This window comes from Pontibacter sp. Tf4, assembly GCF_014212495.1.
Taxonomy (GTDB): Bacteria; Bacteroidota; Bacteroidia; order Cytophagales; family Hymenobacteraceae; genus Pontibacter.
This window is the reverse complement of the sequence record NZ_JACKZC010000005.1, coordinates 329,511-355,760: the sequence shown is the minus strand read 5'-3', so window position 1 is coordinate 355,760 and position 26,250 is coordinate 329,511. Positions and strand designations below refer to the sequence as shown.

Below are 26,250 nucleotides of genomic sequence, written 5' to 3'. Positions count from 1 at the left end.
ATAGTTGCTCACGGAAAAGTTGCCACAGCAGAGAAACTATAGCTATTCCGGAAAGTAAAAACGCTTGAACCATTTTCACATCATTCTATGAAAGCTACACTATTTACTAAACTACGCTTGCTGGCGCTTATGTGCGCACTGCTTGCCTTCGCCGTTGCCTGCGACGATGACGACGATGACAAACCCTCCCCGGTTACAAACACCGATATCGAATTTAAAGGAATAGCCTTAAGCGGAAACAACGAAGTGCCTGCAGTTACATCAGATGGTACCGGTACTTTTGAAGGTACCTACGATGATGACACGAACATACTGTCGTACACCGTTACCTGGCAGCTTGGCAACCCCGACGATGAAACAGTAGGAATGCACTTCCATGGCCCGGCCGACCCGACTGAGAGCGCTGGTGTGGCTGCCCCTATTGAAGGATTTACCACAGAAAGTTCCGGAAGTTATTCTGCTTCTACAGCGCCCCTTTCGGCACAGCAGGAAGCAGACCTGAAAGCCGGCTTATGGTATATAAACGTGCACAGCACCACTTATCCTAACGGAGAGCTGCGGGGCAACCTGCTGGTAGACTGACCTTTTTTCTGAACACATGCGCAAGGGCCTTTCTGCATCAGCCGGAAAGGCCTTTGTTGTTTTAAAGTAAGGCCGGAGTTTGTATGTTTGTACTCTGTTTACGTTTACCAGCCATGCATACCCCGGAGCAACCTTCTGTAACTATAGTTGATTTCGAGCCACAACACGCCGCTAAATTCAGGGAGCTGAACGAAGAGTGGATCACGCGCTACTTTGTGATGGAAGAAGCCGACCATAAATCGTTAAGCGACCCCAAAGGTTATATTTTAGATAAAGGCGGCTTTATACTGATGGCGAAGTATGGCAACGAAGTAGTTGGTACCTGTGCCCTGATAAACGATGGAGATGGTGTGTACGAACTGGCTAAAATGGCGGTAACACCCAAAGCGCAGGGACTTAAAATAGGAAAGATGCTTGGGGAGGCAGCGCTTCAGAAAGCCCGCGAGGCTGGCGGAGTAAAAGTTTACCTGGTATCGAACCGCAGGCTTGGGCCGGCCCTTAACCTGTACAGGCGCCTGGGCTTTACAGAGGTGCCCATGCCGCCCAGCATTTACGAGCGCGCCGATATAAAAATGGAGACAGAACTATAGTTACACGCCGTACACCGGACGATCATCTCCTAAACGTACTACTCCCACTGTCATCCAGCAGTCCTTGTAGTAGCCGCGGGTCTGGCGGGCCAGCATAAACAGGTAAGTGGCCTGTTCGTTGTCCGGAGTGGTAAGTACTACCAGTTGGTACGCCGATGTGCCGGAAATTACCATGTTGCCTTTTTTGTAGGATTTAAAGTTGAGCATAGGCTTGTAAACCGGGTCGCGCACCATAAGCCGGAAATGGTCGATGGAGCCCATGCTGATCTTGCTGACAGGGGAGGAGAAGTTGAAAACGGTAATTATGCCGCTATCGCTGCCATCGTTCTGTTGCAGGGCTTTTAGCTGTATCTGCACCACATTCTGTGGCGACAGGCCTTTGGAAGGGCGTAAATAGCTCCAGCTGGAAGAACCCGCATATTCGCCTCCTGAGGGAACGTAGCTGGCATACCGTACATCCCGTTCGTCAGGCATAACGGGCAGCGTCCATAAGAACACCAGCAGCAGTAAAACGCCCACTGCCAATAAGGTTCTGTCCACTATGCCCTGCAAGCCCTTCATACAAATATGTACTTTATATAGATGTGGTAAGTTGTGTTTTTTGCACTTTTTAAGAGGGCCTGCCAGTACAAACAAAAAATTCCGGATGCGTATACCTGCACTACATTACAGGCTCATGCATGAGAAAACAGCTTGCCCAATACATCTATAGTTTCAGGAACTGGTTTGCAGGCATACCAGCGGCGCAGCGCTTTCAGAGGCAGCACCCGCGGGTGGCAACTTTTATTGCCGACAGGCTGGACCCCGAAATATTTGTAGGCCTTCCCCTTACTTTACTATTGCTGGTAGCGCTGGTAAACATGCTGCTGCTCACCGAGTTGGCCGAGAGCGTATTGGATGCCGAGTGGGTGGTAGTAGCCGATCAGAAATTTACAGACCTGCTTTATAGTGTGCGTTCCGAAGGCGTCAGCTACTTTTTATACATCATCACAAAGCTTGGCGAGCGCGAGGCTGTATTTATAGTTGGCGGCGTGCTTACCATTGTTCTGCTGTACTATAAACGCTACTGGGCTATAGTTGCTTTCTGGCTGGCTATGGCTGGCCTGGGGCTTTCGGTCAGGTACGGCAAAACGTTTATAAGCCGCGCTCGCCCCGCCGATGTTGCCTATTATGAAGTAGAACATTATTCCTTCCCAAGCGGGCATGCCACCACGGCCATGGCCCTGTTCGGTCTGCTGGCCTACCTGCTCTACCGCAATACCCAAAGCCCTGCCTGGCGCAGAACTATAGTCTGGGCAGCCATCCTGATCATTGTACTGGTAGGCTTCAGCCGCATCTACCTCGGCGTGCATTTTCTGTCTGATGTGCTGGCAGGTTATCTTCTGGGCTTCCTCTGGATGCTGGTGGGCATCAGCCTGAACGAGGTGATGCTGTACCGGAAAAAGAGCAGGCAACTATAGCACAATCGTCTCAATCGTTACCTTTCAGGACAGAAATCGTACACGGGGGCATGCAACCTAACCTGATACGCAGCATTGGCTGCTTTGCCCTTATCGTTTGTTTCTGGCTGTTGGCCGCGCCTGCCGCTACAGCCTATGGCGTGCTTTCGCACCAGGCTATTATAGATGCTGCCTGGGAAAAAGACCTGAAACCGCTACTCAAAAAGAAATATCCCAAGGCTACAGAGGCCGAACTACAGCAGGCACACGCCTACGCGTATGGCGGCGCTATATTGCAGGACATGGGCTACTTCCCGTTTGGCAGCAAGTTTTTTACCGACCTGTTACATTATGTGCGCAGCGGCGACTTTGTGCAGAACCTGCTCCACGAAGCCGAAAATGTAAACGAGTACGCTTTTGCCCTTGGTACCCTGGCCCACTACAACGCCGATGTATATGGTCACTCGCTGGGCACCAATAAGGCTGTAGCTATAGTTTACCCGGAGCTGAAGCAGGAATTTGGCAACACCGTTACCTTTGCCGATGACCCGGTATCGCATGTGAAGACCGAGTTTGGCTTTGATGTGCTGCAGGTGGCACGCGGTAACTATGCCCCGGAAGCCTACCAGAAGTTTATCGGGTTTGAAGTAGCCAAAGAGCCCCTGGAACGCGCCTTTCTGAAAACCTACGGACTGGAACTGGGCGATGTATTTGTAAGCGTGCCGCTGGTAATTGGTACTTACCGCTATACTATAAAAAACCTGATGCCCGACCTTACTCGTGCCGCCTGGAAAGCAAAGGAGCACGATATAAAAGCTGCAAAGCCCGGCACCAGCCGGCGCCAGTTTGTTTACCGCATGAGCCGTGCAAAGTACCACAGCAACTGGGGCAAAGAGTACGAGCGCCCCGGCATCTTTACCCTCCTCTGGGCATGGGTTATCCGGGTGCTGCCCAAAATAGGTCCAACGCGGTCGCTGGGTTTTACCATGCCTACCCCCGAAGCCGAGCAACTTTTCTACAACAGCTTCAACACCACCGTCAGCAACTATGCTGCTATGCTGGGACAACTGCGCTCTGCAGAGCACCACGTCAAAAACCTGCAGCTCGATACCGGCAAGCCTACCCAGTCCGGCGAATACATCCTGACAGACGAGACATACCGGAAGCTGCTGGAGAAACTGGATAAGGGCAACTATAAGCACCTCACCCCGGAACTGCAGCAGCATGTCATACAATTTTTCAGTAAGGCAAAATCTCCGGAAGGGGATCAGGAAAAAGAAGAGCAGCAGGAGCTGCAGGATGCCCTGAAAAGGCTGAAAACGCATCAGCAGTCGGTGCAGCAATAGGCTAAAGTTTTAACTGAAAAGGCTGGCAAACCCATCAAAATGATAGCGATTTTGTAACTATATGCTGAGAATGCCGATAAATATACAGAAGCAGGCTATGTGAAGTAGGATAGATTGACCGAAGCACAGCCGTAAGTCTGATTAAGATAAACTTAAAATTAAAACCATGGAAAACAAACAGAATCGTACGTCGCAACCGCAGGCAAGTACAAGCCAGTCGACCCAAAATAGCTCACAAAGCAACCTGTCATCACAGAACACACGCTCGCAGAGCAACCAGTCTGTGTCAGGTATGTCATCGCAGAGCGGCAGCAGTTCATCTATAGGTAACCAGCAGAATGCCCGCACAGGCGCTTCTTCCAACTCAGGTTCTTCGTCATCTAAAATTGGTGGCATGGATATGAACGCTGTAACCAGCAAGTTGCAGGAGTTTGGTACCACCGCCATGAACAAGGTAAACAACCTGAGCACTACCCAGAAAGTAGTAGGCGGATCGCTGCTGGCGTTAGGTGCTGGCTGGCTGGCCATGAACTCACGTAACAAGTCGAAAAACACCAAGAATAAGCTGAATACGACCAGAACAAACAAATTCGGCAGATCATCTTCTTAACAAAAGCAGAATCTGTTTAACAGCAAGCCCGGGGTTACAGCCCCGGGCTTTTTGTATGTCCGCAGGCAAACTATAAATTAGGGCGCTGCACCACCCGGGCCCGGGCGGCTGCGTACATCTAAACCCCGACCAACTGTTGTATGGCAAAAAGTATTACACTCTCTTTCGCCCCTGAACTAAGCCTGAACCAGCAGGGCAAACACGTGCGCGATGGCTTGTCGACGGTACTACACACCGATAATAACCTGTGGCTAAGCTGCGATGAGCGCACAACTATAGAACGGCTTACCCAGCAACCCGATGGCTCTTTTGGCGAGCACCGCTCTTTTTGCCTCAGCGATTACCTGCAACTGCCCGATGGCACCAACAGCGAAATAGATATTGAAGGGATGGGCATGGCCAACCATTACCTGTGGCTGGTGGGGTCGCATAGTTTAAAACGCAAAAAGCCCCGCAAGCACGACAGCCTTGCCAAACAAATGAAACGGCTGGCAAAAGTAGTCTCAGACCCTAACCGGTACCTGCTGGCCCGCATTCCCATCATTTTAGACAAGCACACCGGTAACTATACGCTTTGCAAAGAGTGCCCCGACCCGGACAACCCCGGTAAAACCCTGCGTGCCGCCCAGTTGGCAGGAGACAGAACCAGTAACCAGTTGCTCGAAGTGCTGAAGCAGGACGAACACATTTCGCCGTTTCTGCACATACCCGGTAAAGACAACGGATTTGATATTGAAGGACTGGCAACCAGTGGCAACAAACTATATCTGGGTTTGCGGGGGCCGGTGCTTCGCGGCTGGGCAATAGTGCTGGAAGTAGAGGCTGAAGAAGATGAGAACGGTTTGCTGAAACTGAAGCAGCTTTCTTCGGGCAGGCCTTATAAAAAGCATTTCCTGCACCTGAAAGGCAAAGGCATACGCGAGCTGCGCATCCTGGGCAACGACGTATACATTCTGGCAGGGCCAACTATGGATTTGGATGGTGTGATTGCTGTGTACCGCTGGCGCAACGGCGTACTGGCCGAAGAGGAAAGCATGGTTCACACCGCCGACCTGGAGCGCCTTTGCGAAGTGCCGCATGGCCACGGCCAGGAAACCGGGAAAGACAAAGCCGAAGGCCTGGCCGTATACGACGAGCACAACCTGGTAGTGGTTTTCGACAGCCCTACCGATGCACGTAAAAAAGGAGAACATGCCGTACTGGCAGATCTGATAAAGATAGATGAAACCTGAACAGCACAAGAGTGCCGTAAACTATAAACCACAAACTATAAAAGCTATGAAACTACTGGAATCGTTGGCAGGGGGACTGGCAGGCGCCTGCATCCTGACTGCTGTTCACGAAAGTTTAAGAAGAGTGAACCCTGATGCGCCACGCATGGATGTGCTGGGCATGCGGGCCATTGCCAGGCTAATGGAGAAAGCCGGTGCCACCCCACCCGATGATGAAACCCTGCACGACTGGGCCATGGTGGGCGATGTAATAAGCAACGGTCTGTACTATAGCCTGACTGGTGCGGATAAGAATGCCTGGTATCGTGGTGCGCTGTTAGGTGCGCTTGCCGGCATTGGGGCCATTACACTGCCTGGCCCGTTGGGTTTAGGCGTAGTACCCAGCGAGCGCACTACCCAGACCAAGGCCATGGCCGTTGGCCTGTACCTGCTGGGCGGTATAGCTGCTGCCATGGCAGCACGTGCCCTGGTAAAAGCTAACAAATAAGGGGAAGCCATAAAACGATAGCCCCGGGCAATTGATTTGTTGCCCGGGGCTATCGTTTATAGTTTAATGTTTATTGCTGATCCTGGTTGCCGGCATTGTCGTCAGTTGGCGGGTTCTGGTAGGTTGTGTCAGGGTAGGTGTCAGTAGCAGCTGTGTCGGTTCCGGTGCCCATGTCTGTCTGGTTGTTTTCAGTGTTTGTGTCTCCGGCATCAACCCCGGTGGTGGTCTCTGAAGAGCAGGCTGCCAGTAGTCCGGTTGCCAGTATGCCTATAGTTAAAAGTCTCGTCGTTATCTTTTTCATTTTATTTCAGGTTTATAGTGAAGCCCGCAGGCAATGTATCCCCGGTTTTACGCAGGATTGCCCGCCGGGTATACTCCCGGACCGCTTTGCTATAGTTAGCCCGCCTTCTGCATATAGTCTTCGCGGGCTTTTTCCAGCAGGCTGATGATGTGGCGCCGCTGCTGACGCAGCTTATCAACTATTTGTTGGCGGCTGTAAAACAGGCGGAGCAACAGCCAGTGGCTTTGGGTGTGCTGTAGCCGGTTCCAGTAATGCAGGGTAAAAAATCCACTTAGGGGCAGGCTCAGCAGGTACAGGATCAGCTCCAACGTATTCGGGTGCAGCCATTGGTGCAGGAACCAAACTTCCAGGGCATAAAAAATCGGGAAACTGAAGATGCCGGTTGTAAGCATGATCGGCGCAAACCATTCTTCTTCCCGGGTAACGGCCCGCGCTACTTTAGAAGGAATAATGTACGGCACATAGTTATGCACCAGGCCATACAGGTACAACGGAAAGCCCACCACCAGGTACACCAGCCCGATAATGCTTTGCTGCAGCACATGGCGGCTTTCTTTGCCCAGTAACGGGTCCTGCAGGTGCAGGCGCTTCAGCTGGCGGTTATAGTTGTTGAGTTCCTGCTGTATGGTGGCTACGCGCCCGGGTTCTGTCTGGCTGAAGTGGTGTATGCTTTTCACAATGCCTTTGGTCAGCATAAAATCCTGCTCGTGTGGCAGGGCCGTGGCGGGTGCAGCGGGTGTTAGCTGTTCTTTATAAATGGCTTTTACCTGGCGGGCAAGCTCGTCTTCTTCATCGGTGGTGGTATGCACGATCAGCTTCTCCAGCCGCACGCGTATTTCCTCGGTCAGGTCCAGTACGGCAGCGTGGCCGTTTTCCTGGTAAGCAGCAACATAATCAGCTACTGCAATGGGCTTGCCTACATTCACAAAAACATTGCTCCGGAAGCGGGTAGGGGCAGAGTAATTCAGGCCGATCGGTAGTATCTGTATGGCCGGGCTATAGTTGCCGTCGGTGGCGGCGCCCAGGGCAATGCGGGCAGTGCCGGTCTTTAGCTTGCGCAGGCGGCGCTGGTTAAAGCTGTTTCCTTCCGGAAAAATAAGGAGTGTTTTCTTTTCGTGCAGGGCCTTAAAGCTGGCAGCAAAAGCTTCGTCGTTGCTTATAGTAGCGTCGGGGTTATCTTCTTTGCGGTGTATCGGGATCAGGTGCATCTGGCGTAGCATCCAGTTCTGGAATTTGGAACCGAACACCGTGCTTTTCGCAATGAAATACATGGGCTGCTGTAGTTGCGCCGCTATCACAATAGGGTCCATAAACGTGTTGGGGTGGTTGGACACTACCAGCAGCGGTCCCCCGTTTGGTATAAGGTGGGCGTTACGTACTTCCAGCTTCCGGAAAAAGAACCACAGGCCGGTTTTGTAAAGCAGCTTCAGGAAAGTATAAAGCATGGGGTAAGGCAAGGTTAAAACAGTGCCAATATAAGTATTTGCAGCATAGGTTGGCGCAGGTTGGTGGCGCGGCTGCAAAAACAAAATGCGTTACGCCTGCTGGCAGAAAGATACCATCAACACAAGCAATTTACGGCTACTATAAAAAAGGCTCTGGAACAGCATATCAGGAATTTAAGGATGTCGGAACGGAGGTAACCCAGTTGTAAGCTGATGTAAGGTCTTCGAAAGTGCGGGTTGGGATAAAGTTGGTCAGGTACTGGTAGAGTTGCTGCTGTTGCTGTTCGGCGTGGTCATCAAAGGCCTGTATAACAGCAAGTTTACGCAGAGGTAGTTTGGAGTAAGACTTTGCGAAAACAGTATAGGTCCAGTTAAGGTCAGCTTCCGATACCGGCTGCAGCAGGCGGCGGTCCATAATAGCAAACTCTGCCTGTAATTCCCGCGCTATCCGCACTATCTGGATGAGCGCCTGCCTGTACTGTAAACTGCTGCATTCGCCATACCATTGGGTGATCAGTACGTTGCTTGTGCTGTGGTGCTCCACTTGCAGGTAGTCAGTCTGGAAGTATACCATCGTGCCGTATTTTGGTTTGTATAATATTACATATAAATAATTGATTTTTAAAGCTTTTGTTTGAAGTATTAAAAAATAAATAGCTGAACTGTAATAAACCGTAAGCGCAACTATAGCCATGCCACCCTGAGCAGCAGGCTATAGTTGTTTGCTGGTGGTTATTTGGTATAAAGGTTATTTGCGTTGCTTCCGTCCAGTTCTTCTGTGTCCTTGGGGTCTTTGGCGGCTACATTACCGGCCTCTTCCTTGCCTTCCCGCTCATCATCCATAATATCTGTTTTCTGGGTGGATTTCACTTCCAGCTCATCTTTTTTCACGCCTTCAAGGGGTTCTGGGTTTTCGTCGGGCAGGCGCTTGCTTTCATCCGCGTTGGTAATGATGTCGTCTTCTTTAGGTGTTTCCATAGTTGTATCGTTTATAGTTTACCTATATGTACGGGCAACGTAACTATAGTTTGCCCGGGCCCTGAGATGTTTTAAATGATATTTGAGACAGGAGAGGAGTAACGTCAGAAAAAAAATCCGGGAATATGATTAAATCAGCCTTCCAGATTGAATTACTTTTGTCTGCCAAAACATTTTGCTTTAACTTTGGGCAATTTATACCTACCACACTATGCCAAAAGACACCAGTATCAAATCTGTTCTCATCATCGGCTCCGGCCCTATCATCATCGGCCAGGCCTGCGAATTTGATTATTCCGGCTCTCAGGCCGCCCGCTCTCTTAGAGAAGAAGGGATAGAAGTTACACTCATCAACTCCAACCCCGCCACCATCATGACTGACCCGGTTACGGCGGATAACGTGTACCTCAGGCCGCTCGAGAAGAAATACATCATCGAGATACTGGAAAAACATAAGATTGATGCCGTGCTGCCAACTATGGGCGGACAAACAGCCCTGAACCTGGCCATCGAATGCGACAAGGCCGGCATCTGGACAAAATATGGCGTCCGTATCATCGGGGTGGACATCAAAGCCATCGAAACGACCGAAGACCGCGAAGCTTTCCGACTGAAAATGCTGGAGCTTGATGTAAATGTCTGCAAAGGCGAAACAGCCACTTCGTTCCTAGAAGGAAAGGAGATCGCGCAGGAGATCGGCTTTCCGCTGGTAATTCGTCCGTCGTTTACCCTGGGTGGCTATGGTGGCGGCTTTGTGCATACCCCCGAAGAATTTGACGCAGCCCTTACCCGCGGTCTGCACGCTTCGCCAACGCACGAAGTACTGATCGAGCAAAGCATTTTAGGCTGGAAAGAGTACGAACTGGAACTGCTCCGCGATAACCTGGGCAACGTGATCATTATCTGCTCTATCGAGAACTTCGACCCGATGGGCATCCACACCGGCGACTCGATAACGGTAGCACCAGCCATGACGCTGCCAGACACCGTGTACCAGAAAATGCGCGACCTGGCCATCAAAATGATGAATGGCATCGGACAGTTTGCCGGTGGCTGTAACGTACAGTTCTCAGTTAACCCGGATGATGACACCATCATCGCCATCGAGATCAACCCGCGCGTTTCGCGTTCCTCAGCCCTGGCTTCTAAAGCCACAGGTTACCCGATTGCAAAAATCGCGGCTAAACTGGCTATAGGTTATAACCTGGATGAGCTGAAAAATGCCATCACTAAAACTACATCGGCTTACTTCGAGCCGGCCCTGGACTATGTGATCGTGAAGATCCCGCGCTGGAACTTCGATAAATTCCCGGGTGCTGACCGTAAGCTTGGCTTGCAGATGAAATCCGTAGGAGAGGTAATGGGCATTGGCCGTACTTTTCAGGAAGCGCTGCAGAAGGCCTGTCAGAGCCTGGAAATAAAGCGTAATGGCATCGGGGCCGATGGAAAAGAAAAGACAGACTATAACGAGCTGGTAGATAGCCTGAAAAACCCAAGCTGGAACCGCTTGTTTAGTATAAAAGATGCCATGCGCATCGGTATCCCGACCAGCACCATCCAGAAACTGACCAAGATCGACCCGTGGTTCCTGGCCCAGATCGAGGAGCTGGACATGCTGGAGAAAGAGATCGAAAAGTACACCCTTTCCACCATCCCGACCGAGCTGCTGCGCCAGGCCAAAGTAAAAGGCTACGCCGACCGCCAGCTGGCGCACCTGTTGCGCTGCAAGGAAAGCGAAGTGCATACGTTGCGCACCGAAATGGGCATAAAGCGTGTGTTTAAAATGGTGGATACCTGTGCCGCTGAGTTTGAAGCCCAGACGCCGTATTTCTACAGCACATTTGAGGGCGAGAACGAAAGTATAGTTACTGATAGAAAGAAAGTAGTAGTGCTGGGCTCAGGTCCTAACCGCATCGGGCAGGGCATCGAGTTCGACTATAGTTGCGTGCATGGCGTACTGGCTGCCAAAGAGTGTGGCTACGAAACCATCATGATCAACTGTAACCCGGAAACAGTAAGTACTGACTTTGATATTGCCGATAAGCTATACTTTGAGCCGGTATTCTGGGAGCATATTTACGACATCATTCAGCACGAGAAACCGGAAGGCGTTATTGTACAGCTTGGTGGCCAGACGGCCCTGAAGCTGGCCGAGAAACTGGATCGCTATGGCATAAAAGTACTGGGCACCAGCTATAAAGCGCTGGACCTGGCCGAAGATCGTGGTTCTTTCTCGTCGCTGCTGCGCGACCTGGAAATTCCGTTCCCTCCGTTTGCCGTGATCGAGTCGGCGGAGGAAGCGCTGGAAATGTGCAGGCAGCTGAAGTTCCCGCTGCTGGTGCGCCCAAGCTACGTGTTAGGTGGCCAGAACATGAAGATCGTGATAAACGAGAAGGAACTGGAAGCCCACGTGATAGACCTGCTGAAAGACCACCCAGGCAATAAAGTACTGTTAGACCACTTCCTGGACAATGCCATTGAAGCGGAAGCTGATGCCATCTGCGACGGAGAAGACGTGTATATCTGCGGTATTATGGAGCACATCGAGCCGGCTGGTATCCACTCCGGAGACTCTTATGCCGTGTTGCCGCCGTTCGACCTGAGCGAAAACGTGATGCAGCAGATTGAGAGTCATACCAAAAAGATTGCCGTGGCCATGGGCACTGTAGGGGTCATCAACATCCAGTTCGCGATCAAAAATGAGATTGTGTATGTGATCGAGGCTAACCCGCGTGCGTCGCGTACGTTCCCGTTCATTGCCAAGGCTTACCGCGAACCGTACATCAACTATGCTACCAAGATCATGCTGGGCCATGCCAAGGTGAAAGATTTTAACTTCAACCCGCACCGCGAAGGGTACGCCATCAAGGTTCCGGTATTCTCTTACAACAAGTTCCCGGAAGTGAACAAGGAACTCGGTCCTGAAATGAAGTCGACCGGTGAGGCCATCTATTTTATAAATGACCTGCAGGATGATTACTTCACCAAAGTTTACTCTGAGCGAAATCTGTATCTGAGTAAATAGGTCGTAGTCCTAAGTTTTGAAAGCTCTTTGCTATTGTTTTAGCAAAGGGCTTTTTTTTGACCAGTGATTTGAGGGGTTTAACTGATTTATTGGATTGGAGCTTTTGTTATAGTTGTAGTTTTTGTTCTGTAGTTTCTCTACTTGTCATGCCGAGCAAAGTAGAGGGATCTTATATGTCCTATAGTTTTCACTATTGTCATTTCGAGTGTAACGAGAAATCTATCTCAGACTATAGTTCCTTCTTTGTCATCCCGAGCGAAGCCAAGGGATCTTATGTGTCCTATAGTTCTATAGTTGACTTTGCCTACTATTCGACACAAGCCTTTTCTTTCATAGCCATTTCAATCCTGGGAGCTCTAAGAGCCTATAGTTTTATAGTTACTTTGGCTCCCTCCTGGGCCGGGAGGCCCCGTCTTCGGGCATCGCGCTGCTGCCTTCTTGCTATCCTCCTGCGTCGGATTGCCTATCGGCACCGCAACAAGTCAAAGGCGCTCAACCCAAAGACTGATAACACATTCGATAGTTTATGATTTGGTTATAGTTACTGCTATTGATCTTAGTCAAAGCAGATCTGTTTTACTCATGCCTATAGTTCCGTGGGGACAGGTAAACCTGTCCTGCTCGTGGTCTGAAACTATAGAACTATAGTTTAAACTATAGCAGTATCAGAGTTCCCCTCCTTGGATAAGGAGGGGTAGGGGTGGTTGGACCACGGCAACTATAAGACTATAGATTAAACTATAGCAGTACCCAAATAGTCCCCCTTTGAAGGGGGCAGGGGGATGACCACCATTAACTATTGAACTATAGCTTTAACTATAGCTACAGCCAAAATTCCCCTCTTGAGAGGGGGTAGGGGTGTGTTTGCTAACTATAGAACTATAACTGACCCAACTATAGCCAATCTAATCCTGTAAATCCTTGGGGTAAGGGCCCTATTTATAGATTCAGACATACTCCCTCTCCTGTTCTGGGGGTAGGGGCCCTCGATATAAGGAGAGGGTTGGGGTGAGGTTATCCTGATTCAGACAAAGACAAAAATCCCCGGTTAAACGATAACCGGGGACTTTGCTATTCTTAAACTATAGTTCTGATTAATGTTTAAAATGGCGCACGCCGGTCATTACCATGGCCATGTTGTGGGCGTTGCAGTAATCAATAGAATCCTGGTCTTTGATGGAACCGCCTGGTTGCACAACGGCTTTAATACCGGCCTTGTCAGCGATCTCTACGCAATCCGGGAACGGGAAGAAAGCATCGGAAGCCATTACGGTTTTGCTCACATCAAAGCCGAAGCTTTTGGCTTTCTCGATCGCCTGGCGCAGTGCATCAACGCGTGAGGTCTGGCCAACACCGCTGGAGAACATCATTTTATCAGTAGCTAAAACAATGGTGTTAGACTTGGTGTGCTTGCAAACCTTGGCTGCAAAAACGAGTGCTTTCTTTTCTTCGGCAGTTGGTTCACGTTTGGTAACTGTTTTAAAGTCGGCTTCGGTTTCGGTTGCCAGGTCTTTGTCCTGCTCAATTACACCGTTCAATAGGGTTTTAAACAGTTTCTTCGGCAATTCCACCTCATTCTGCTTCAGCAGGATGCGATTCTTTTTGGTCTTCAGTAACTCTAAGGCATCGGCATCAAACGCAGGCGCGATCAGTACTTCAAAGAACAGCTTGTTCAGTTCCTCAGCAGCCGCCATATCTATCGTTCTGTTCGCAATGATCACACCACCAAAGGCAGATACCGGGTCAGATGACAGGGCAGCGAGGTAAGCATCTTTTATAGTTTCGCCGGTAGCGCAACCGCAGGCGTTGGTATGTTTCAGGATGGCTACAACCGGCTCCTCAAACTCAGCGGCAAGGGCCACGGCAGCATCCACATCAACCAGGTTGTTATAAGATAGTTGCTTGCCATTCAGTTGTTCGAAAAGCTCATCCAGTTTGCCGTAGAAAGTGCCTTTCTGGTGCGGGTTTTCGCCGTAGCGTAGCGGCGTAGCCTCGCGTATGCTTTGCTTGAAAGGCTGCTCTTCCGAACCACCATTCAGGTAATTGAAAATGTGCGTGTCGTAGTGCGAGGATACGTCGAATGCTTTGGCGGCAAAACGCTTGCGGTCTTCCAGGTTAGTGGCTCCGTTCCGCTCCTGCAATAAGGTAACTACTTCATCATATTGCTCCCGCGACGACACGATCAGCACATCTTTAAAATTCTTGGCAGCGGCACGGATAAGCGAAATACCACCAATATCTATCTTCTCAATAATTTCAGCTTCTGATGCGCCGGATGCTACGGTTTCCTCGAACGGGTACAGGTCAACCACCACCAGGTCGATAGGCGGAATCTCGAATTTTTCGCGTTCAGCCAGGTCGCTGTCGTTGTCGCGGCGGTGCAGGATACCACCAAAAACCTTTGGGTGAAGCGTTTTTACACGGCCCCCGAAAATAGATGGGTAAGCGGTCAGGTCTTCTACAGCTACTACATCGGCACCCTGCTCTTCCAGGAAAGCCTGCGTGCCGCCTGTGGAGTAAATGGTTACGTTATGCTGTTTCAGGAGCTCTACGAGTGGCTCCAGGCGGTCTTTGTAATAAACCGAAATAAGCGCTGATTTGATTTGAACTGGTTGCATGGGCTATAGTTAATGGGTTGAATGTTTAATCAGAAATTAGAAATTAAGAATTAGAAATTGTGAGAAGTGGGAGTTGTAAATGTTGCTAAATCAGCGGAACCGGTTAGCCTACTTCAATTATGATATATCATTATGCATGCACCTCTAATTTCTAATTCTGAATTCCTAATTTACTTAAGCAGCAGCTTTTCCACTACTTCGGGCAAATGTTTGTGCTCTAACTCCAGTACGCGGGCTGCCAATACTTCCGGCGTATCGCCTGGCATAACCGGGCAGTGAGCCTGTAGTATAAATTCGCCTTTATCGTACTCTTCGTTTACGCGGTGTATCGTTATGCCCGACTGTGCATCGCCGGCCTGTACTACAGCAGTGTGTACGTTAAGGCCGTGCATGCCTTTGCCGCCATACTTAGGCAGCAGAGCCGGATGGATATTGATGATCTTATCCGGGAAGGTCTGCAGGAAGTTTTGCGGCACCAGCCACAGGAAACCGGCTAAAACAATGAGATCCGGGTGAAAGGATTTTACCTGTTCCAGTACCTCACCGGTGTTGTAAAACGCATCTCTGGAAAACAAAAGAGCCGGGACGTGGAAGGTCTCGGCTCGTTTTAGGGCATACGCGTTCGGGTTGTTAGAGAACAGGGCGGCCACACGTATCTGTGGGTGGTGCTCAAAGTGCTCGAGCAGGCGCTGCGCATTGCTCCCCGATCCGGAAGCGAAAATGACTATATTCTTCTTATCTGGTCGTTCCAAAAGTATAAGCTTGCTTTAAAGCTGCAAATATAGCGGGTTTGCTTATAGTTGCCAGTTTAAACGCTTAAATAATGGAACGCGCCGCACCATGGTTACCTATAAACTGGCAACGTAGCGCAGCACCTGGTTTATTTCTTCCTCGGTTTGCAGGTGCAGGTTGTGCTCGGCTATATATTTTTGAAGGGAGCCAGCGTGCGCCGGGAAAAGCTTTAAAAAGTTGGCTGTAGTTGCCGGCACATAATCGGTCTGGTTGCTGATGTAAAAAGCTTTGGTAACTATAGCCGGCTCGTGAAGGAGTGTGGATGCCTTTTGCCGGCCTGCTCGTGGGCTTTCTTTTACCAGCAGTTTCCATCCGTTCACGTTCTGCAGCAGCTTTAGTATGCAGGCATTCCGGTTGTCATAAAAAAAGGTATCATTCGCTACCGTAATCATGTCGATCAGGTACATGTTGTCGAAGGCCAGGGTATCTTTTTTTGTGCTGATGTACTCTACTGCTTCGGTTAGCACATTATAGTTTAAAACGGCTGCACTTGCTGCCCCGTTAATAAATACTACTTTCCCTTTCTTAAAATCAGGATAATAGTATGCACTGTTGTGCAAAGGAGCGGGCTTGTGCAGCTGGGAGGCTGCTGCATCCGGTTCGTCGGCGCTTTGTGCAAAAGAGGTGAAGCCGGTGAGCAGGGCCAGGCATAGAACCACGAAAAAGTTTCTGGAGATGTAGAGGTAGCGTACCATAAGCGTTTGTTTTGTAGGTGAGAAATCAGTTTTAAAACACGGAAATATTAAGTACGGCTAATTATAAATTTGTGTATAAAAATTATGCTTATTTTTTAAGCTATAGTTGTAAACATTAGGTATATAGTTTTTACAGGATCGCTAAACCCGAGGCAGAACTATAGCTACAGGCGCACGAATGATGCCAGGAGGAGAGCCTGTTTACAATGTGCCAGGCATAAAAAAACCTGCTACAGCGTTGGCTGCAGCAGGTTTTATAGAGTTGCTATAGTTTGCTATTATTCTACTACCGGGGCAGAAACCAGTACTTTGGCCGCGTTTACTTTCTCTTCCAGTATCTGTATCGCTTTCTCGGTGCGGGAGATGGTAACCTGCTTTTCCTTGTATTCGCTGTCGGTAATGGTGCCGGCTTTGCGCTGGCGCTCCAGTTCTTCAATGGCACGGCCCAGGCGGCTCTTGGCATCTGTTACCTTTTCATCACCGGTAGTTACTACTTTGTTCAGCTCCTGACGCTTTTCGGTATTTGTCTGTTTGGCAGCTACAGCCCTGGCCTGCCCGAATTCGCGGCCGCTCAGTTCGCCTTTGTTTCTGCCATACGCGTTACCCTTGCCGTTATTGTCTTTCTCCGGTTTACCAGCTTTTTCCGGCTTGCCGGTTTTCTCTGGTTTACCACCTTTGCCCTGGTTGCCATTTTCGTTTCCTTTGGCTTTTTCCCGGGCTTCCTGCTGCTTTTTGGCAGCCATGCTTTTATCCTTCAGGCGTTCGTGGCGGTTTCTCAGTACCGATTTTTCATTGCCCTCTTCGTTTGTAGCGGCTTCCTTATTTTGGCCTTTTCCGTTGCCCTGTGCGTGGACAGCAGATAGCGGAGTAGCCATGTAAAGGGCAGTTGCTAAGCCCAGCGTATAAAATAGGTGCTTTTTCATGGTGTCTGGTATTAGATCTCGTTCAGTAAAGAGTCCACTTCTGCTGATGCATCTTCAATCTCTACAGCGGCATTGTCTATTTGTGTTGCGGTAGTAGCAGAGTCGGCCGTGGCAGTTGTAGTTGCTGCTTCGGGTGCTGCCGTTTCAGTGGCAGTAGTTTGGGTGTCGTTGGTTGTAGTTTCGCCGCAGCTGCAGGCAAGTAGCGCCAGGGCAGCCAGCATGGTCAGTTGTTTTGTCATTTTCATACAGGTTTAGCATAGCACCCTGCCTATAGTTAAATAGTGGCGCGGGCGTTTAGGTTAGCTGTAAAAATAGAAAATAATCTATACTTAAACTATACCAGCAGGCGGCTCTTCGCCTTCAGCGACCACGTAAACCGGAACTCCGCTACCTGGTCGCCGGCTTCGTCCATGCCAATGCTGGTGGCTGTTACTGTTACGCCCTCGCCGGTTAGTTTGGTGTGCTCGGCAGCTTCCTGTATGCGGCGGCCGTCTTCGCACATAAAGGTTATTTTGCCTACCGCTTTTTTAGTAAAGTCAGCATCCATGTGCACCACCAGCATCGATACGGTTGGGTCTGCCTTGTAGGTGTGCATCATGCAGAGTACGCCTGTCGAGAGTTCGGCAGCCATGCCCAGGCAGGCAAAGTAAATAGAATTAAAAGGATTTTTATTCAGGTACTTGTACGGTATAGTTACGGTAGCCCGCTCGTTGGTGAGGGCTGTTACCCGCAGGTCAGCCATATAGGCCATGGGCAGCCTGGCCAGCATAAATAACCTGAATTTAGATGGGCTTGCCACCAGGTTCCGGAACTGCTCTGCCGCAGGTGTGCTTTCTCTCATAGGTATCAGTTATAGATGCAGGCCTTTTTTTCCTGCGCTATAGTTCTATCAGTACAGCTTTCAAGAATTCAGGCTTCGTTATCAGCCTGTTATCAGGGAATCGCTATAAAATGATTTCGTTATATAGCCAAAAAAAAATTTTAACGTATAAGGTCTAATGTAAGTAAAATAACCAATTCTATTATAGTATTCATATCTGTTTAAATCATGAAAAAACTTCTACGTGCTTATGTTACCTTTTTTGCCTTACTCCTGTTGCCGTTGGCTGGTTTTAGCCAGGGCCTGGACGAGCCGGGCATAAACAGCACACTCGATAACCCTGGAGTAAACGTGGTAGTGAACGAGGTTGTTTATTACGACCTGTTTGTAGATGCCCGCGACAGAGCCGGCGAAGTAATGGCTATCCGGATAAAGCTTACAGACCCTACGCAGCGCCAGTACATTACCATGGAGTATACCATAGACCCTGACAGAAATAACCCGAGCACGGCTGTGTTCTCGCCGCTTACTTTTGATGAAGAAGGGATTGGCTACATAGGACCGAAAGAGGGTGCTCCGCTGAAGGATTATTCGATCATTATCAGAGCTACGTTTACGCAGGCAGGCCGCTATAGCTACCACCTGCAGTTAGAGCGCAACGACCTGAACATTATGGCCGACAACCTGGAACTGATCAAGGTATCGTCTACAACAGGTACCGATGATATGATAGAGAACACCCGCATTATGGCATACCCAACCGTTGCCGACGGAACCGTGAACGTAGACCTGGGGCAGGTGCGCAACGCCGACCTGCAGGTAATGGATATGCTGGGCCGCACAGTTTACAGCGCCTCTAAAGTAAACGGACTGGCTACTATAAATACCCACCAGTTAAGCAAAGGCCTGTACGTTATAAAAGTAATAAAAGGCAGCGATGCAGCTGCGCTTCGTTTTATAGTTAAATAATCTGCCGATTATAGTTTGGGAGTTGCCCGGCCTGCACAGGTCGGGCAATTTTTTTATCCTACCAGCAACATCGACAGGATACCGGTAAACATGATAAACTTGTTCAGGTTGCTCAGGTAGGTAAAGTCGCGTTTGCGGTCGGCGCGGGCCAGTTTTATAGTTAGCCAGATGGCAGGCACCAGTACCAGCACCAGCATGTAAACATCAAACCACCAGGCAGTGCGCGGGTGCAGCACCACGACCAGCAGGAAAGCCAGAAAAGCAGCAATAACCGGATAAACTATAAACTTGGCGTTGCGGATACCCAATACAATAGGCAGGGTGCGGCAGTCGAACGAAGCGTCGCCTTTCATATCTTCCATGTCTTTTATGATTTCCCGGATAAGCGAGATCAGGAAAGCAAACAGCGCATAGCCCAGCGTAATGCGGTTTAGGGTGTTGGCATACACGGCTACTACCAGCAGCATACTGGCCGAGAGCAGCGCCACTACCACGTTACCGATGAGAGGTAGTTTTTTGAGCCGTGCAGAATATCCCCACAACAGCAGTACCGCGCCCAGGTTTATCAGCCCGATAGGCAGGTATAACAGCAGGCCGATCATAACTCCGGCTACCGACAGCACCAGGTGTGCAAACATGGCAGGCCGGCGCCGTATCACGGTGCCTACTACCAGCTTCCCGGGTTTGTTAATGGCGTCTATCTTTACATCATAATAATCGTTGATGATGTAGCCGGCGGCAGCTATAAATACCGTAGAGAGCGAAAGCAGCAGAAAAGAAGGCTCCAGTACCCTGCCCCAGTTCATGCCCCCCGACAACAGGCAGGCCTGCACCAATGCCTGGCTCAGGACGATGAGGATAAGGTTAGGGTAACGGATAAGGTATAAAAATGCTCTCACGGTGATGGCTGGCAGGTATAATGCTATGCAAAGGTACGGTGCGGGCGGCGGCTGTACAAAAGTTATCGGCCGGGCATAAAAAAAGCCCCTGTAAGGAGGGGCTTCTTCTGTAACTGTAAAGTATATCTGATTAGATTCTTTTCACGTTTACAGCGTTGATTCCTTTTTTGCCTTCCTGCGTGTCGAAAGTAACGCGGTCGTTCTGCTGAATCTGCAGACCGTTTAAGCCAGTGATGTGTACAAAGAAATCCTCATTTGTCTCGTCCTCAGTGATGAAACCGAAACCTTTAGACTCAATAAAAAACTTTACTTTTCCTGTTTTCATAAAGAATTAATTATTGTAATAAAATTAAATTGATGTAAAGATAAACTTAATTTCTATATATACAACTTTAGATAATAAAAAAGTTGATTTTAAATCTAAAAAAAGTATAAACTTATTTTTACCAGGTATCCTGTGCTTTCATTATAGTTTCTATCAGTTCTCTTACAGCACCGCGGCCGCCCTCTTTTGTAGAAATAAATGTGCTGATCTCCTGTATATCCACGGCGGCATCAGCAGGGCAGGCGCGCAGGCCGCAGCGCTGCATTACTTCCAGATCGGGCATGTCGTCGCCCATGTAGGCTACGGTGGCAGGGTGTATGCCCTGTGTGTACAGGTAGTCTTCCAGCACATCCACTTTATCTTCTACTCCCAAGTTAATGTTGCTGTCATCTATGCCCAGGTCCCGCAGGCGGTTGCGCACGCCGGGCTCGTTTTTACCGGAAATAATGGCTACCCGGTAACCCTGGCGAATGGCATGTTTAATAGCAAAACCATCTTTAATGTTAAAAGCGCGTACCTGCTCCCCGTCTGCAAACACATACAGAAAGCCATCGGTTAGCACGCCATCCACATCAAAAATAAAGGTGTTGATGCGGGAGAGGTCTGGTTGAGTGATCGACATAGCTTTAAAAACAAAAAAAGGTTCTCGTGAAAGAACCTTTAAATGTATAGAAAATATTTAATATTTATACAGCACGTGGCTGTTTTGCGCCTAATCCTGGTTATCGCGCCACTCGTACACCCAGGCAGCCTGTATCTGCTCAAGGTGGCCTTCGTTGGCCTGCTCGCGTGTGCCCGAAAAGTTTGGCAGGGCAAGTACCCAGTCCAGTAGTTCGGTAAAGCGTATGCGGTATATCTTTGATTCGTTGAAGTCATCGCCAAACTTTTCGTAAAGCGCCATCGCGATGTCTTCGTAATCGTTCCAGTGTATTGGTGGCTCGTAGCTCATATCTTTTTCAGTAATCAGTTAACAATTTACAGGAAACAATAAGCAGCTGGCAGTAAACAAATTTTATTCTTAACTATAGTCTGTAACTGTTTACTGCTAACTGGCAACTGTTATTAGTGACCCAGGAAATCCTGTTCGGGTATAGTTACTACAATGTCTTCGTTGCCCTGCACCACGCACTGGCAACCCAGCCTGGAGTTGATGCGCGGGTCTACGGCTCGGTCAATGTAGTCTTCTTCTTTATCCGAGATTTCGGGCAGGTCGTCCATGCCGGCCTCTACGTACACATGGCAGGTACTGCAGCCACACACACCACCGCAGTTGTGCTGTAGCTTTATGTCGTTGTTCAGGGCCACGTCCAGCACCGATTCGCCTTCTACGGCAGGGTGTGTCTGGTCCGGGGAGCCATCGGCAAACTTATATGTTATATTTACAACTTTCATTTTTTCTGGTCTGTAATGCGGTTGCAAAGTTACTAAACAGGCCACCCTAATCAAAGTTATAACCAGATTGTGTTTTGTACCCGTTCTGCCCGCTGTTGTGTATACTTCAGGGGTACCGGCTATAGTTGCGTGGCAGTAACTATAACCATAACTATAGCTGTAACTATAAAGCAAACTATAGCCAGGTTGTTTGCTTGAACTATAGGTTATAAAAAAAGAAACCCGCCTGGAATCGGCGGGTTTCGTGCGGAACGGGAGACTAAGCCGGGCCGCAAATGGTTGCCACGATGTTTCTCACCATACATGTGCAACCAGGTCTTTTTGAAGGAGGGAATGATGGAACAAAACTAAAACTGCAATATTAGGTGCAGGTTAATGAAAGGTTATTTATATGTTAAAAGCGCACCCCCCTTTATCCCTTTTATCAATAAGAAGTTCACGCTCTTCCGGATTAACCTGGAATGTCACCCCTAAAAGTGATGTAATAGGCTGATTATTAATCAGATATATTGGCGTTGAGCTGGATAACGCAAACTTAACTTCACATTAATACTGAGATAATATAGCCCATCTACCTTTGTCGCATCAAAAAGACTATAATTTATTATGCGACAAATTCTCACCACAGTTCTATTTTTCCTGTTTACCTCTTTTATAGGGTTGCATGCCCAGACTGGCAGCATACAGGGTACCGTGAAGGACGCTGAAACCAACGAAGAGATCATTGGCGCAATCATAAAGGTGCAGGAAGCCGGCTTGGGAGCACCCTCTGACGCTTCAGGAAATTTCCGTATTAACAATTTGAAAGAAGGTACTTATACCTTAGAGATAAACAGCCTCTCTTACTCTCCAAAGATAATTACAGGCATAACCGTTTCATCAGGGAAAGCAGCCATAGTCACGGTTACGATGGAACAAAGTACAGCGCAGCTATCGGAGGTAGTTGTGACGGCAAAAGGGAACAGGGAAACAGAGCAAATTCTCCTTTTAGATCAGAAAAAATCCGTCATAGCAACACAGGCTATCGGCGCACAGGAGCTCTCCCGCAAGGGCGTCAGCGATGCTGAAGGCGCAGTTGTCAAGATCTCGGGCATTTCGAAGCAAGCCGGCGTAAAAAACGTGTTCGTACGCGGGTTGGGCGACCGCTATAACACCACCACCCTGAACGGATTTGCCATCCCCTCTGAAGACCCTCAGTTCAAAAACATTTCACTCGATTTTTTCACAAGCGACATGATAAAGTCAGTTGACCTGAACAAGGTTTTTTCCGCCTCGATGCATGGGGATGTGGGAGGTGCGTTGATCAATATTAATTCGAAAGAACTTGTCGACGATAATGCTTTTCAGATCGGAATCTCAACCGGAATAAACAGCCAGGTGCCAGGCAGCAATTTTTACCTTCCAGACGGGATGAACAAATTTGGCTACGCCACCGCATCACAAGGTCCGAAAAGCCGGAACGGTCAGGAGTTTGTAACCAATCACTCCTTCAACACATCGCTTGACCCGATACAAAAAAAAACTCTTCTCAACAGCGGCATCTCCTTTTCGGGGGGCAGCCGATTTCTGGATAAGCACCGCTTTTTTGTGATGGGCTCTATGGATAATAAGTACCATTACCAGGAAGGTGTTGCCCGTTTAATTACTGCTACCAACCCAGAGAATCCCTTCAAGGATTTTAACTACCAGCAATCTATGCGCAGTGCTTCCCATATGCTGGCGGGTAATCTGGAGTTCGATCTGAATAACAGTAAACTGAATTTCTATTCGCTGTACCTGCATACAGCCACAGCCGCCGCCTATAGTTTCTATGGCAGGGAGACAGAGAAATTCCAGAAAGCAGAGGATTTTAATTCAGAAGGTCATACCAGGCGCCTGCAAATCAACGACAACTCGGTTTTCATTAACCAGCTTATCTGGAGCGGAGACTTATCTGACAGAATAAAATATACGATAGGTGCTGCAGTAAACCATGTGTTTGGCGAGGAGCCTGACCGTAGAACTTTCATGTTGCCATCCATCGGAAATGGGATGGTGGAGCTTGGTATGGGCGAGGGCAGAAACCAGCGCTTCAATAGCAGCATAACAGAAACTGCTGTTATCCCTAAAGCTAACCTGCAATATACGCTTTCGACAGACCCGGATAAACTGTCTTACATCGAAGTCGGCTATAGTGGCAAGGTAAGTAACAAATCCTTCTCAGCCCCGATCTACAACCTAATCTGGTCTGGTGGGCAGGGCACGCTCCCTACTTTCAGATTAGATGATATTCGCCTCGACCCATACTTTAACCAGGAGAGTTTAGATAATGGCAATTTTAAAATGGAGCACTTCAACGACACGTACGATGTGAAATGGAATAACCATGGTGCCTATGCCGACCTGGTACATAAAGTTGGAGAAAAGCTTACGTTAAATGCAGGCTTACGGGCAGATGATATTAACATGAAGATTAACTATAATGTTAACCGCGGCGCTGATCAGGGGGCTAACAATATAGATGAGCTCTTTCTATCGCCCAGCTTTAACGCCAAGTACGAGCTCGACGATAAAAACCACATCAGAACGGGTATCAGCCGAACCTATACCCTGCCTCAGGATAAAGAGGTATCGCCCTTCATTCACCAGGGAATCTTTGGTCCGGAAAACGGTAACCCGAATCTGAAACCTTCTACCAATTATAACTTCGACCTGAAATGGGATTATTATCCATCAGCAAGTGAGCAGATATCGGTAAATGCTTTTTACAAACATATTCTTAAACCAATTGCAAGGGTAGACCAGGGTAACTCTGCAGGCTTAGCAACCTACGACAATATTTCGGATCACGCAGTAGCCGCCGGTATGGAGGTAGAAGTAAGAAAGTCGCTGCTAAACCTTGCCGAGAAACATCGCCTGAATGGTGGCCTGAACGCATCCTACATCCACACGAATGTAAATCTGCCAGACTTCTTTGTGCAAAACACCTCTTCTACTTTGGAAGGCGCCACACCTTACATACTCAATGCAGACCTGACCTACAACCTGGTAACCGACAGAAATGTCGATGTAACGTCAACACTGGTTCTAAACTATCTGAGCGACAAAGTACACACCATTGGTACGCGTGGCTTCAACAACCTGATTGAGGAAAGCATCACCACCCTGGACTTTATTACCGCAGTGGGCCTTAACGAGCATCTTAAACTAAGCCTGAAAGCTAAAAACCTATTAAATCCTGCCTATAAGCTTACCAGAGAAGGCGCAGGCTCAGATACAAAAGGGCAAAGCGTTACCATTGGCAGCTATAAAACAGGGGTTCAATTTGACCTGGGCGTAAACTATAAGTTTTAACAATTAGATAAAACTCCATTCATATTCAGTTAATCTTCCAATTCTAAATTCGCTTAAACAATTAAGAAAAAATGAAAAAGACATTCCTTTACCTGCTGCTGCTTCCGCTGGGATTATTTTCCTGCAAAGATGATGATGGTACAACCCCGGAACCTAAGCCTGGCATCAACAGTGAATTGAGTGGTGACATTTCTGCTGATGTGACCCTTGATCCAAAAGTAGAGTACAAATTAACTGGCCCTTTGCTTGTGGTTAACGGCGGTAAGCTCCGAATTCCGGCAGGCACGGTTATTAAAGCCGAAAAAGGATTTAACAAATACATTCTTGTTGAGCAAGGAGGACAAATCTTTGTTAATGGTACAGCCGATAAACCAGTAAAAATAACTTCTGCAGCTGCTAATCCTTCTCAGGGCGACTGGGGTGGTTTGATCATTAACGGTAAAGCAAAACTTTCCGGCCCGGCTGGCAAAGTTACCACCAGCACCACAGAAATCAACCCGGCTGTTATTTATGGTGGCGACAATAACAGCGACAACTCAGGCTCAATCGAATACCTTATCCTGGAGTATACAGGAGCAAAATCTTCCGCAGATATCGAGCACAATGGCTTGACGCTAAATGGTGTGGGTAACGGCACAAAAATCGAGAACGTTTACATACCGTATGGTGCTGATGACGCCGTCGAGTTTTTTGGTGGTTCTGTAAATGTGAAAAACCTGCTGGTAGTGGATTCTGATGACGATATGTTCGACGTAACACAGGGCTGGTCAGGCACGCTGGATAATGCCTATGGTGTTTGGAAGGCCGGCTATACCAGCACAGAGGGTGACCCAAGAGGTGCTGAACTGGATGGCAACCTGGATGGCAACACGCCTGGAGACGTGAACCAGTCTGATTTTATCTTCAAGAACATTACGATCGTGAACGAGTCTACTTTTGAGATGCAGGATGCCGTGAAGGTGCGCAGAGGAGCTAAAGCCAATATTACCAACCTCCTGGTTAAAGGTGGTTCTGTAACAGACCTGATCGACATGACAGACGGCAAAGGCAATGGAAATGCGAACACCGTTATCGAGTATCACCATACTGGTGTAACAGTTAAAGGCCAGGAAGTTAAAAACCCTGATGGCGCTAACATCAAAGCAAACTCAGCTAACACAGGTGCTAACACGTCGGTATTCAGCTGGACCAGCTACAAATTCTAAGCAAAATTGAAAATTATATTGGGGCTGCCACAAATGTATATTTGTGGCAGCCTTTTTATGTTTGAGTAAGGATCTGTCTCTTGACAGAAAATTAACACCAATTTAACATTGGCGTAACTTTTACATAAAGCGTGGGTTGTTATTTTGCACCTTATTATAGCCATATTTTTACAGCTGTCTGACTAACTGCTGTTGCTGAATATCTAAAATCCCGGGATAGCCTTTGGGCTGTGCTGTTATATTT

28 protein-coding genes are annotated in these 26,250 nt (G+C 48.6%); 12 read left to right on the top strand and 16 right to left on the bottom strand.

What is annotated here, in order from left to right:
• The first annotated feature begins 87 nt into the window (after positions 1-87).
• Both H7F15_RS10780 and H7F15_RS10775 read left to right on the top strand, forming a co-directional pair.
• Positions 88-582, top strand: coding sequence for a CHRD domain-containing protein (locus tag H7F15_RS10780; RefSeq protein ID WP_185196970.1), 495 nt, complete (start codon positions 88-90; stop codon positions 580-582).
• An 83-nt stretch (positions 583-665) separates the two neighbouring features.
• Positions 666-1,172 (top strand): GNAT family N-acetyltransferase, encoded by a 507-nt coding sequence (locus H7F15_RS10775; RefSeq protein WP_255481182.1) that lies wholly within the window; start codon positions 666-668, stop codon positions 1,170-1,172.
• On the opposite strand, the gene H7F15_RS10770 is transcribed toward H7F15_RS10775, so the two are convergent.
• Complete coding sequence (locus tag H7F15_RS10770) at positions 1,173-1,733, bottom strand: DUF4864 domain-containing protein (protein WP_185196969.1); 561 nt, start codon at positions 1,731-1,733, stop codon at positions 1,173-1,175.
• Positions 1,734-1,852: 119 nt separating this feature from the next.
• Here H7F15_RS10770 and H7F15_RS10765 point away from each other — a divergent pair, with 119 nt between their 5' ends.
• The 5 genes from H7F15_RS10765 (at position 1,853) to H7F15_RS10745 (ending at position 6,286) form a co-directional block, all read left to right on the top strand.
• Positions 1,853-2,632 carry a phosphatase PAP2 family protein gene (locus tag H7F15_RS10765; protein ID WP_185196968.1) on the top strand — a complete coding sequence of 260 codons (780 nt, stop codon included), beginning with the start codon at positions 1,853-1,855 and terminating at the stop codon, positions 2,630-2,632.
• Between the two features lie 50 nt (positions 2,633-2,682).
• Positions 2,683-3,957 (top strand): zinc dependent phospholipase C family protein, encoded by a 1,275-nt coding sequence (locus tag H7F15_RS10760; RefSeq protein ID WP_185196967.1) that lies wholly within the window; start codon positions 2,683-2,685, stop codon positions 3,955-3,957.
• Between the two features lie 166 nt (positions 3,958-4,123).
• Positions 4,124-4,567 carry a hypothetical protein gene (locus H7F15_RS10755; RefSeq protein WP_185196966.1) on the top strand — a complete coding sequence of 148 codons (444 nt, stop codon included), beginning with the start codon at positions 4,124-4,126 and terminating at the stop codon, positions 4,565-4,567.
• 140 nt (positions 4,568-4,707) lie between these two features.
• Positions 4,708-5,799, top strand: a complete 1,092-nt coding sequence (locus H7F15_RS10750; RefSeq protein WP_185196965.1) for a DUF3616 domain-containing protein — start codon at positions 4,708-4,710, stop codon at positions 5,797-5,799.
• The gene (locus H7F15_RS10745; protein ID WP_255481180.1) at positions 5,789-6,286 is read left to right on the top strand and encodes a hypothetical protein; all 498 of its coding nucleotides are present in this window, start codon (positions 5,789-5,791) and stop codon (positions 6,284-6,286) included. Before H7F15_RS10750 ends, H7F15_RS10745 begins: the two co-directional genes overlap by 11 nt.
• A 70-nt stretch (positions 6,287-6,356) precedes the next feature.
• On the opposite strand, the gene H7F15_RS10740 is transcribed toward H7F15_RS10745, so the two are convergent.
• The 4 genes from H7F15_RS10740 to H7F15_RS10725 all read right to left on the bottom strand — a co-directional run bounded on the left by H7F15_RS10740 (position 6,357) and on the right by H7F15_RS10725 (position 9,010).
• Positions 6,357-6,587, bottom strand: coding sequence for a hypothetical protein (locus tag H7F15_RS10740; RefSeq protein ID WP_185196964.1), 231 nt, complete (start codon positions 6,585-6,587; stop codon positions 6,357-6,359).
• Positions 6,588-6,682: 95 nt separating this feature from the next.
• The gene (locus H7F15_RS10735; RefSeq protein ID WP_185196963.1) at positions 6,683-8,032 is read right to left on the bottom strand and encodes a lysophospholipid acyltransferase family protein; all 1,350 of its coding nucleotides are present in this window, start codon (positions 8,030-8,032) and stop codon (positions 6,683-6,685) included.
• 166 nt (positions 8,033-8,198) lie between these two features.
• On the bottom strand, positions 8,199-8,606 hold the full coding sequence (locus tag H7F15_RS10730) for a hypothetical protein (RefSeq protein WP_185196962.1): 408 nt from the start codon (positions 8,604-8,606) through the stop codon (positions 8,199-8,201).
• Between the two features lie 158 nt (positions 8,607-8,764).
• Positions 8,765-9,010 carry a hypothetical protein gene (locus H7F15_RS10725; protein ID WP_185196961.1) on the bottom strand — a complete coding sequence of 82 codons (246 nt, stop codon included), beginning with the start codon at positions 9,008-9,010 and terminating at the stop codon, positions 8,765-8,767.
• A 211-nt stretch (positions 9,011-9,221) separates the two neighbouring features.
• Here H7F15_RS10725 and carB point away from each other — a divergent pair, with 211 nt between their 5' ends.
• Positions 9,222-12,035 carry a carbamoyl-phosphate synthase large subunit gene (gene carB, locus H7F15_RS10720; RefSeq protein ID WP_185196960.1) on the top strand — a complete coding sequence of 938 codons (2,814 nt, stop codon included), beginning with the start codon at positions 9,222-9,224 and terminating at the stop codon, positions 12,033-12,035.
• 1,094 nt (positions 12,036-13,129) lie between these two features.
• On the opposite strand, the gene purH is transcribed toward carB, so the two are convergent.
• From purH to H7F15_RS10690, 6 genes are all read right to left on the bottom strand, one after another.
• Entirely contained in the window at positions 13,130-14,653 is a 1,524-nt protein-coding gene (purH, locus tag H7F15_RS10715) for a bifunctional phosphoribosylaminoimidazolecarboxamide formyltransferase/IMP cyclohydrolase (RefSeq protein WP_185196959.1), read from the bottom strand.
• A gap of 170 nt (positions 14,654-14,823) precedes the next feature.
• The gene (purN, locus tag H7F15_RS10710) at positions 14,824-15,405 is read right to left on the bottom strand and encodes a phosphoribosylglycinamide formyltransferase (RefSeq protein WP_185196958.1); all 582 of its coding nucleotides are present in this window, start codon (positions 15,403-15,405) and stop codon (positions 14,824-14,826) included.
• 96 nt (positions 15,406-15,501) lie between these two features.
• On the bottom strand, positions 15,502-16,140 hold the full coding sequence (locus tag H7F15_RS10705; RefSeq protein WP_185196957.1) for a hypothetical protein: 639 nt from the start codon (positions 16,138-16,140) through the stop codon (positions 15,502-15,504).
• 278 nt (positions 16,141-16,418) lie between these two features.
• The gene (locus H7F15_RS10700) at positions 16,419-17,063 is read right to left on the bottom strand and encodes a hypothetical protein (RefSeq protein ID WP_185196956.1); all 645 of its coding nucleotides are present in this window, start codon (positions 17,061-17,063) and stop codon (positions 16,419-16,421) included.
• Positions 17,064-17,074: 11 nt separating this feature from the next.
• Entirely contained in the window at positions 17,075-17,308 is a 234-nt protein-coding gene (locus H7F15_RS10695) for a hypothetical protein (protein ID WP_185196955.1), read from the bottom strand.
• Positions 17,309-17,397: 89 nt separating this feature from the next.
• Positions 17,398-17,904 (bottom strand): PaaI family thioesterase, encoded by a 507-nt coding sequence (locus H7F15_RS10690; protein ID WP_255481178.1) that lies wholly within the window; start codon positions 17,902-17,904, stop codon positions 17,398-17,400.
• 207 nt (positions 17,905-18,111) lie between these two features.
• On the opposite strand from H7F15_RS10690, the gene H7F15_RS10685 reads away from it, so the two are divergent.
• Positions 18,112-18,852 carry a T9SS type A sorting domain-containing protein gene (locus tag H7F15_RS10685; RefSeq protein WP_185196954.1) on the top strand — a complete coding sequence of 247 codons (741 nt, stop codon included), beginning with the start codon at positions 18,112-18,114 and terminating at the stop codon, positions 18,850-18,852.
• A gap of 53 nt (positions 18,853-18,905) precedes the next feature.
• On the opposite strand, the gene H7F15_RS10680 is transcribed toward H7F15_RS10685, so the two are convergent.
• The 5 genes from H7F15_RS10680 to H7F15_RS10660 all read right to left on the bottom strand — a co-directional run bounded on the left by H7F15_RS10680 (position 18,906) and on the right by H7F15_RS10660 (position 21,468).
• Positions 18,906-19,751: a geranylgeranylglycerol-phosphate geranylgeranyltransferase gene (locus H7F15_RS10680; protein WP_185196953.1), complete on the bottom strand. Its 846-nt coding sequence runs from the start codon at positions 19,749-19,751 to the stop codon at positions 18,906-18,908.
• 130 nt (positions 19,752-19,881) lie between these two features.
• Positions 19,882-20,076: a cold-shock protein gene (locus tag H7F15_RS10675; RefSeq protein ID WP_162427830.1), complete on the bottom strand. Its 195-nt coding sequence runs from the start codon at positions 20,074-20,076 to the stop codon at positions 19,882-19,884.
• A 118-nt stretch (positions 20,077-20,194) separates the two neighbouring features.
• Complete coding sequence (locus H7F15_RS10670) at positions 20,195-20,698, bottom strand: HAD family hydrolase (RefSeq protein WP_185196952.1); 504 nt, start codon at positions 20,696-20,698, stop codon at positions 20,195-20,197.
• Positions 20,699-20,788: 90 nt separating this feature from the next.
• Complete coding sequence (gene iscX, locus H7F15_RS10665) at positions 20,789-21,025, bottom strand: Fe-S cluster assembly protein IscX (RefSeq protein ID WP_185196951.1); 237 nt, start codon at positions 21,023-21,025, stop codon at positions 20,789-20,791.
• A gap of 113 nt (positions 21,026-21,138) precedes the next feature.
• A complete protein-coding gene (locus H7F15_RS10660; protein WP_185196950.1) occupies positions 21,139-21,468 on the bottom strand; it encodes a 2Fe-2S iron-sulfur cluster-binding protein in 330 nt (109 codons plus the stop codon).
• Between the two features lie 69 nt (positions 21,469-21,537).
• On the opposite strand from H7F15_RS10660, the gene H7F15_RS19485 reads away from it, so the two are divergent.
• The 3 genes from H7F15_RS19485 to H7F15_RS10650 all read left to right on the top strand — a co-directional run bounded on the left by H7F15_RS19485 (position 21,538) and on the right by H7F15_RS10650 (position 26,006).
• Positions 21,538-21,666: a hypothetical protein gene (locus tag H7F15_RS19485; protein ID WP_255481177.1), complete on the top strand. Its 129-nt coding sequence runs from the start codon at positions 21,538-21,540 to the stop codon at positions 21,664-21,666.
• A gap of 408 nt (positions 21,667-22,074) precedes the next feature.
• Positions 22,075-24,801 (top strand): TonB-dependent receptor, encoded by a 2,727-nt coding sequence (locus H7F15_RS10655; RefSeq protein ID WP_185196949.1) that lies wholly within the window; start codon positions 22,075-22,077, stop codon positions 24,799-24,801.
• Positions 24,802-24,872: 71 nt separating this feature from the next.
• A complete protein-coding gene (locus tag H7F15_RS10650) occupies positions 24,873-26,006 on the top strand; it encodes a hypothetical protein (protein WP_185196948.1) in 1,134 nt (377 codons plus the stop codon).
• The last annotated feature ends 244 nt before the right edge of the window (positions 26,007-26,250 follow it).

Bases quoted from the DNA above. Each gene is read 5' to 3' on its own strand.
- H7F15_RS10780 (WP_185196970.1), top strand. From the start codon at position 88: ATGAAAGCTACACTATTTACTAAACTACGCTTGCTGGCGCTTATGTGC.
- H7F15_RS10775 (WP_255481182.1), top strand. From the start codon at position 666: ATGTTTGTACTCTGTTTACGTTTACCAGCCATGCATACCCCGGAGCAA.
- H7F15_RS10770 (WP_185196969.1), bottom strand. From the start codon at position 1,733: ATGAAGGGCTTGCAGGGCATAGTGGACAGAACCTTATTGGCAGTGGGC.
- H7F15_RS10765 (WP_185196968.1), top strand. From the start codon at position 1,853: ATGAGAAAACAGCTTGCCCAATACATCTATAGTTTCAGGAACTGGTTT.
- H7F15_RS10760 (WP_185196967.1), top strand. From the start codon at position 2,683: ATGCAACCTAACCTGATACGCAGCATTGGCTGCTTTGCCCTTATCGTT.
- H7F15_RS10755 (WP_185196966.1), top strand. From the start codon at position 4,124: ATGGAAAACAAACAGAATCGTACGTCGCAACCGCAGGCAAGTACAAGC.
- H7F15_RS10750 (WP_185196965.1), top strand. From the start codon at position 4,708: ATGGCAAAAAGTATTACACTCTCTTTCGCCCCTGAACTAAGCCTGAAC.
- H7F15_RS10745 (WP_255481180.1), top strand. From the start codon at position 5,789: ATGAAACCTGAACAGCACAAGAGTGCCGTAAACTATAAACCACAAACT.
- H7F15_RS10740 (WP_185196964.1), bottom strand. From the start codon at position 6,587: ATGAAAAAGATAACGACGAGACTTTTAACTATAGGCATACTGGCAACC.
- H7F15_RS10735 (WP_185196963.1), bottom strand. From the start codon at position 8,032: ATGCTTTATACTTTCCTGAAGCTGCTTTACAAAACCGGCCTGTGGTTC.
- H7F15_RS10730 (WP_185196962.1), bottom strand. From the start codon at position 8,606: ATGGTATACTTCCAGACTGACTACCTGCAAGTGGAGCACCACAGCACA.
- H7F15_RS10725 (WP_185196961.1), bottom strand. From the start codon at position 9,010: ATGGAAACACCTAAAGAAGACGACATCATTACCAACGCGGATGAAAGC.
- carB (WP_185196960.1), top strand. From the start codon at position 9,222: ATGCCAAAAGACACCAGTATCAAATCTGTTCTCATCATCGGCTCCGGC.
- purH (WP_185196959.1), bottom strand. From the start codon at position 14,653: ATGCAACCAGTTCAAATCAAATCAGCGCTTATTTCGGTTTATTACAAA.
- H7F15_RS10705 (WP_185196957.1), bottom strand. From the start codon at position 16,140: ATGGTACGCTACCTCTACATCTCCAGAAACTTTTTCGTGGTTCTATGC.
- H7F15_RS10700 (WP_185196956.1), bottom strand. From the start codon at position 17,063: ATGAAAAAGCACCTATTTTATACGCTGGGCTTAGCAACTGCCCTTTAC.
- H7F15_RS10695 (WP_185196955.1), bottom strand. From the start codon at position 17,308: ATGAAAATGACAAAACAACTGACCATGCTGGCTGCCCTGGCGCTACTT.
- H7F15_RS10690 (WP_255481178.1), bottom strand. From the start codon at position 17,904: ATGAGAGAAAGCACACCTGCGGCAGAGCAGTTCCGGAACCTGGTGGCA.
- H7F15_RS10685 (WP_185196954.1), top strand. From the start codon at position 18,112: ATGAAAAAACTTCTACGTGCTTATGTTACCTTTTTTGCCTTACTCCTG.
- H7F15_RS10675 (WP_162427830.1), bottom strand. From the start codon at position 20,076: ATGAAAACAGGAAAAGTAAAGTTTTTTATTGAGTCTAAAGGTTTCGGT.
- H7F15_RS10670 (WP_185196952.1), bottom strand. From the start codon at position 20,698: ATGTCGATCACTCAACCAGACCTCTCCCGCATCAACACCTTTATTTTT.
- iscX (WP_185196951.1), bottom strand. From the start codon at position 21,025: ATGAGCTACGAGCCACCAATACACTGGAACGATTACGAAGACATCGCG.
- H7F15_RS10660 (WP_185196950.1), bottom strand. From the start codon at position 21,468: ATGAAAGTTGTAAATATAACATATAAGTTTGCCGATGGCTCCCCGGAC.
- H7F15_RS10655 (WP_185196949.1), top strand. From the start codon at position 22,075: ATGCGACAAATTCTCACCACAGTTCTATTTTTCCTGTTTACCTCTTTT.
- H7F15_RS10650 (WP_185196948.1), top strand. From the start codon at position 24,873: ATGAAAAAGACATTCCTTTACCTGCTGCTGCTTCCGCTGGGATTATTT.